Source organism: Candidatus Nanopelagicales bacterium (assembly GCA_030700225.1).
In the GTDB taxonomy this organism is placed as follows: Bacteria; Actinomycetota; Actinomycetes; order S36-B12.
Window position 1 is genome coordinate 1 of record JAUYJT010000083.1, and the last position, 5,060, is coordinate 5,060.

Here is a 5,060-nt window from a genome sequence, read left to right on the forward strand (position 1 = left end):
GCGTCAGAACCCTTGGTCATGATCGCGAACTTCAGGCCTCCGACGTCCTTCTTCACCGGCGCTGCCGAAAGCGCGTAAGCCAGTGAAGTTGGCGTGATCAGCCACGCCCCGAGGTTGTATTGGGTGCGCGCTCCGCCCTGCTTCGGATTGAGGGCCTCGGTGCCGGCGTCGTCCTGGCTCCAGCCAACGACGCGGTAGCCATCACGTTCTCCGAGATCGACCATGTGCAGAGACACTTGGATTCCACCAAGCGCTGGCAGTTTCATCCGCTGGGTGTAGACCTGCTCTGAGTCCGAGATCTTGTTCGTCATCTCGCAGCTCTCGACGAACTTGATGTTGGCCGAGTACGCCTCGACGTCCAGGATGCGCGCCGCGACCTTGTCCACGTCCAGCTCGACACGCGGCTTGAGCCCCAGGCCTTCGTTGGTTGGACGGTTCTCGAACCTCCAGGACTGGCTACTGAAGCGGTCGCTGGACAATCCGGGGAGATGCTCCATCACTCTGCCTAAGAACGCTTCCAAGCCTGCGTCAGCCATATCGCTCTCCTTGCTGTTCAGTCGCGTCATTCGCGCGCACGAGCTACACGAGCAACATAGCGACTGGAATAGCCGTGTCGCGCGGCGTGAGTCATCAAATCAGGATCCGACCTTGGCGCAGCAGGCGGGTTACATGAGTCTGCGTGGCGAGCGCAACGCGGGCGCGCTTGGCCAGAACCATGGAGTTGGTACCCATGAGCCTGCGCAACCCGGCGTCAGGCGCGATGATCAGCACAGGCGTTCCAGCGCGGCGTACGACCGAGGCTTCCCGCTCCAACTGCCGTCTCGCGGCAATGCGCGGCAGGTTACCCGGATCCGGCGCGAGCCAATCGGTGGTTGCCAGCGGGGCAGAGACGATGACCAAGTCCAGCCCTAGACCAGCGACGAGGTCCAGGCTGTGCAACGAGTGGGCGCCGCCGTCAACGTAGCGATCACCGTCGATCGTCACTGGCTGGAAGTAGCCGGGAATCGCGCAGGAAGCAGCGACGGCCTCAGCGACTGAGGCGGTTGCGTCGCGCCCAAACGCTGCCCGGCGGCCCGTCTCCAGGTTCACCGCGCCGATCCACATCTCGCGCGTCGGCCAAGTCTCGAACAGTGGCCCGAATCCTGGGCTGACTGCCGTCACCGGGACGGTTCCTTCGGGGAGTGCGGCTGCGATGGCCGTCCCGAAGGCGTACCCGAGAGGCTTTCGCACTATCCGCCGCAGAAGGTCGGGCGATGCTGGCCTGAGCCGCCAGGGTGGTCTTCGCGGCGGATCTGGGACCCGTCCGATCCCGGCCAGAACAACGCGCGCTTCGTCCGAAACCGGATGCCCGCAGACCCGGCCGACATAGTCCAGCGGGGGGAAGCCCGCGCGGAGCAGCGCCGCTGAAGTCGATCCGGCTGATGTTCCAACGATCACTTCGGCACCGCGGGCGTCCCACTGGCCTTCACGGGCGAGGGCGGTAATGACACCGGCGTGGAAGGCGGTGCCGGTGAATCCGCCACCTCCAAGGACCAGGCCTATCCGAGGCATCAGTCGGCGCAGATCACTTCGTTCGCGGTGATTGGCTTTGTCTGGGGATTGGCGACGGGCGCCCCCTTGGGCTTGGCCACGACGATCCTGTCAGCGACTCCGGCGAAGTCCTCGCCGATCTGCAAGGTGATCACTTCGACGGACGGCGAGGACACGAGTTCAGCGTTCCCGGCGGCGAAAGCGACTGTTCGTGCGGCCGCCTCTTGGCCCGGCGGGTACAAAACTCGTGTCACCGCACGCGTCCTCGCTGTGGAGACGTCCGTGACCTGGAATCCCAGGGCTCTGAGTCGGACCGGCACGGTCTTGGTCTTAGAGGGGATGCTGGATGCGTTGACCACTCGCACGAGGATCTGGTCAGCGGGGACTGTCACCTTCTTGCCGTCGGGTCCGACGCTGACTGGTGGTGGCCAAGGCGTGTCGTTCTTGATCGCCTTCCAGATCGCCCTGGCTGTCGCGCGGTCGGGATCGATATTCGCGTCGTTCCTCCACAGGAACGGCATCGTGACGAAGGTGATGTCGTGCGGTTCGATGCCCCGGACGCTGCTGGCGAAGTCCCTCATCTCCGAGACTTCATCAAGGCCCTTGTCCACTTTGAGTGCGCCCGTGGCGGCATCGAGCATCTTGTACAGCTTCACGGGGTTGAGGAGTAGTTGCTTGCTTGTTGCCTGGCGTATGGCGGAAGACAGGAAAGCCTGTTGGCGCTTGATCCGGTCGATGTCAGACCCGTCGCCCACGGACTTGCGGACGCGGACGAAGCCCAGGGCTGTTTCGCCATCAACGATCGTCGTGCCGGCCGGCAGGTGCAACTTGGAGTCTTTGTCGTCGATGGGGCGGGTCGAGCAGACTTCGACCCCGCCCATGGCATCTACTACGCGCTTGAATCCGCGGAAGTCGACCACGACGGCGTGATGGATCGGCACTCCGGTCATCTTCTTCACCAGATCAACCGTGCACCCAGCGCCCCCTTCTTCGAACGCGTGGTTGAACCTGTCAAACGCTCCGTTTGGACTGGCGCAAGCTGGCATCCTCACCCACGTGTCGCGTGGAATGCTCACGGCCAGGGCTCGGCTGCGGTCCGCTGAGATATGCAGCAGGATCGTCGTGTCGCTTCGCTCACCGTCGCGCCCGTCATCGGATCCGTATTTCATGTTTCCGCGCCCGCCGCGCGTATCGCTGCCCATGAGGAGCAGGTTGACGGGCTCGTAGTCCTGAGGCCGTTCGTCTGTCGAGGCCTCGAAAGATCGGATGTTGCCGGCGAGCCGGTTCAGTAGAAACGCCGACACTGCGGCGACCAGCACGAGGACTCCGGCGATAACCACAGCGGTGACGCCAACGATCTTCGGCCAGCGACGTTTCAGGGGCGACGTGGGAGGTTCAGTCACCGGTTCATCAGGCGACATTCATCCACCTCCCGTGGCTTGCGCGCGTCCGTCGCGCGAAGCCCCAGACGTCATTCGTTCGGGTCAGACTACTGCCCTCGGCCCGGAATGGAGTTCAGCCAGTGGTCGTTCGATCCCATTGTGTGACCTTCAGAGTGCCTCCGTGGTTCCGCGCGATGTGGGTGATTCTCTCGGATTCGGCGATCGGCCCCGCCGCTGCGTCAGCTAGGACGACGCAGGACTCGGCGAGAATTGGTACGGCCCAGGCTGCCAGAACACCCGGCGTTGTCCATGGCGGCACCGCCGACAGCAGGCGCCCGCGCGCGCCCAGGTCGCGGCACGGGCCTCGCGCCAGCTCGACGATGTCGGCGCCGCTGAGCGTGCCCTGATCCGTCGTGGTCAGCCTTAGGCCATCGGAAAGTTCAGTGACGAGTTCGTCGGGCTGCCCCAGCATCTCCCGGGCATGATCGATTACCCCTTCGGGAACATCGCCGGGCAAGCCGAGCGGATGGGTCGAGACGGCCACCGCTAGCCGGGCTGAGCTCTCGACGGCATGCCGGGGGTCGGCGTCAACTGTCGCTGTGCAATGCGGCGCCGGTGCCCCGGGCGGTAGCAGGATCACGTGCGCGCCCACGACGTCAATCGCGGACAGCCACACCGGCACCTGCCAGTGATGGGGGAGCCGCAGGGTGATCGTGTCGCCTGGCCCGAGCTCATAGACGTCGCCGAGCAAGTTCGCGGTCTTGATAGCCGAGTTCAGAAGCGCCGAGACCGAAAGCTCGGAACGTTGCCCGTCCGGGCCAAGCCACGTCACGAGGGGCCTGGATCCGCTGGTTCTCGCAGCAATGCGGAGCGAGTCGAAGATTCCTGCCACTCCACGAGGCTACGGTGGATCACCGTGGAAGCAATCATGCTGGTGGGCGGGCAGGGCACCCGCCTGAGGCCGCTAACGATCAACACTCCCAAGCCGATGTTGCCGGTCGCTGGCGCTCCATTCACAGCACATCAAATCGCTCACGTACGCGACGCGGGCGTCACGCGCGTCGTGCTCGGCACCGCTTACCGCGACGAGGTGTTCAGCGACTACTTCGGAGACGGCTCCGACTTCGGAGTCGAACTTGTCGTCGTCACTGAGGATGAGCCTCTGGGCACAGGTGGCGGGATCAGGCATGCGGCCGTGGCCCTTCGCTCAGGTCCTGACGACCCTGTGCTCGTGCTCAACGGAGATGTGCTCAGCGGGATGGATGTTCCGCGGCTCGTCAGGCGGCACCTGGAGACTGATGCGGTCGTTTCGCTGCTTCTGGCCCGCGTCGAGGATCCGCGGGCATTCGGGCTCGTGCCGACTGACTCCGATGATCGGGTAGTCGAGTTCCGCGAGAAGCCGACAACTCCCGAAGAGATCGTCACCGACCAGATCAACGCCGGATGCTACGTGTTCCGGCGAAGCGTGATCGACGAGATTCCGCCGGGCCGCCCTGTGTCGGTGGAGAGGGAGACGTTCCCCATGCTGCTTAGCCGCGGGGATCGTCTGACTGGCGTCGTGGACAGCGGCTACTGGCTCGATCTGGGAACCCCCCGGTCATTCCTGCGGGGCTCGGTTGATCTTGTTCAGGGCAAAGTGGCTTCCAGCGCTGTGCCAGGTCCATGCGGTGATTTCCTGATACTTCCCGGTGCTCAGGTCGCCGCCGATGCTGTCGTTGACGCGGGGACCGTGATCGGTCGCGGTAGCCGCGTGGACTCCCGGGCTGTCGTGCGCGGTTGTGTCGTGATGGACGGTGTCCGGATCGGGTTGGATGCCGAACTCGTCGATTGTGTAGTGGCTGACCGCGCTGTTATCGGTGCGGGAACTCGCCTGAGCGGCGTGGTCGTCGCTGAGGGAGCGCGGATAGGTAGCGGAGTCGAGTTGGTGGAGGGCGCCCGGGTCTGGCCCGACGCTACGATCCCCGACGGGTCGATCCGGTTCTCGTCTGATCGATGATCCGCTAGGCGCTGTTAGCCGCCACGCTGGATGAGGATGTCGGCGTCATCGTGGGTGCGGTTGAGGCGGTATGACGTAGGCCCCGTCCCGGTGTTCGGGGTGGGGCCTTGATGGTCAGGCTGACGGTTCGGTGATCGGGGTGTCGCCGGTGT

Annotated in this window: 5 protein-coding genes; 1 reads left to right on the forward strand and 4 read right to left on the reverse strand. The window is 64.6% G+C overall.

Features of this window, described 5'->3' with window-relative positions; all coding sequences use genetic code 11:
• From Q8P38_12585 to Q8P38_12600, 4 genes are all read right to left on the reverse strand, one after another.
• The coding region (locus tag Q8P38_12585) for a hypothetical protein (GenBank protein MDP4015437.1) at positions 1-536 on the reverse strand (536 nt) is incomplete at its 3' end.
• 94 nt (positions 537-630) lie between these two features.
• Positions 631-1,551, reverse strand: a complete 921-nt coding sequence (locus tag Q8P38_12590; protein MDP4015438.1) for a patatin-like phospholipase family protein — start codon at positions 1,549-1,551, stop codon at positions 631-633.
• The gene (locus Q8P38_12595) at positions 1,551-2,951 is read right to left on the reverse strand and encodes an LCP family protein (GenBank protein MDP4015439.1); all 1,401 of its coding nucleotides are present in this window, start codon (positions 2,949-2,951) and stop codon (positions 1,551-1,553) included. Before Q8P38_12595 ends, Q8P38_12590 begins: the two co-directional genes overlap by 1 nt.
• Positions 2,952-3,045: 94 nt before the next feature.
• Positions 3,046-3,804, reverse strand: a complete 759-nt coding sequence (locus Q8P38_12600) for a TIGR03089 family protein (protein ID MDP4015440.1) — start codon at positions 3,802-3,804, stop codon at positions 3,046-3,048.
• A gap of 24 nt (positions 3,805-3,828) precedes the next feature.
• On the opposite strand from Q8P38_12600, the gene Q8P38_12605 reads away from it, so the two are divergent.
• A complete protein-coding gene (locus Q8P38_12605; protein ID MDP4015441.1) occupies positions 3,829-4,908 on the forward strand; it encodes an NDP-sugar synthase in 1,080 nt (359 codons plus the stop codon).
• Positions 4,909-5,060 lie beyond the last annotated feature (152 nt).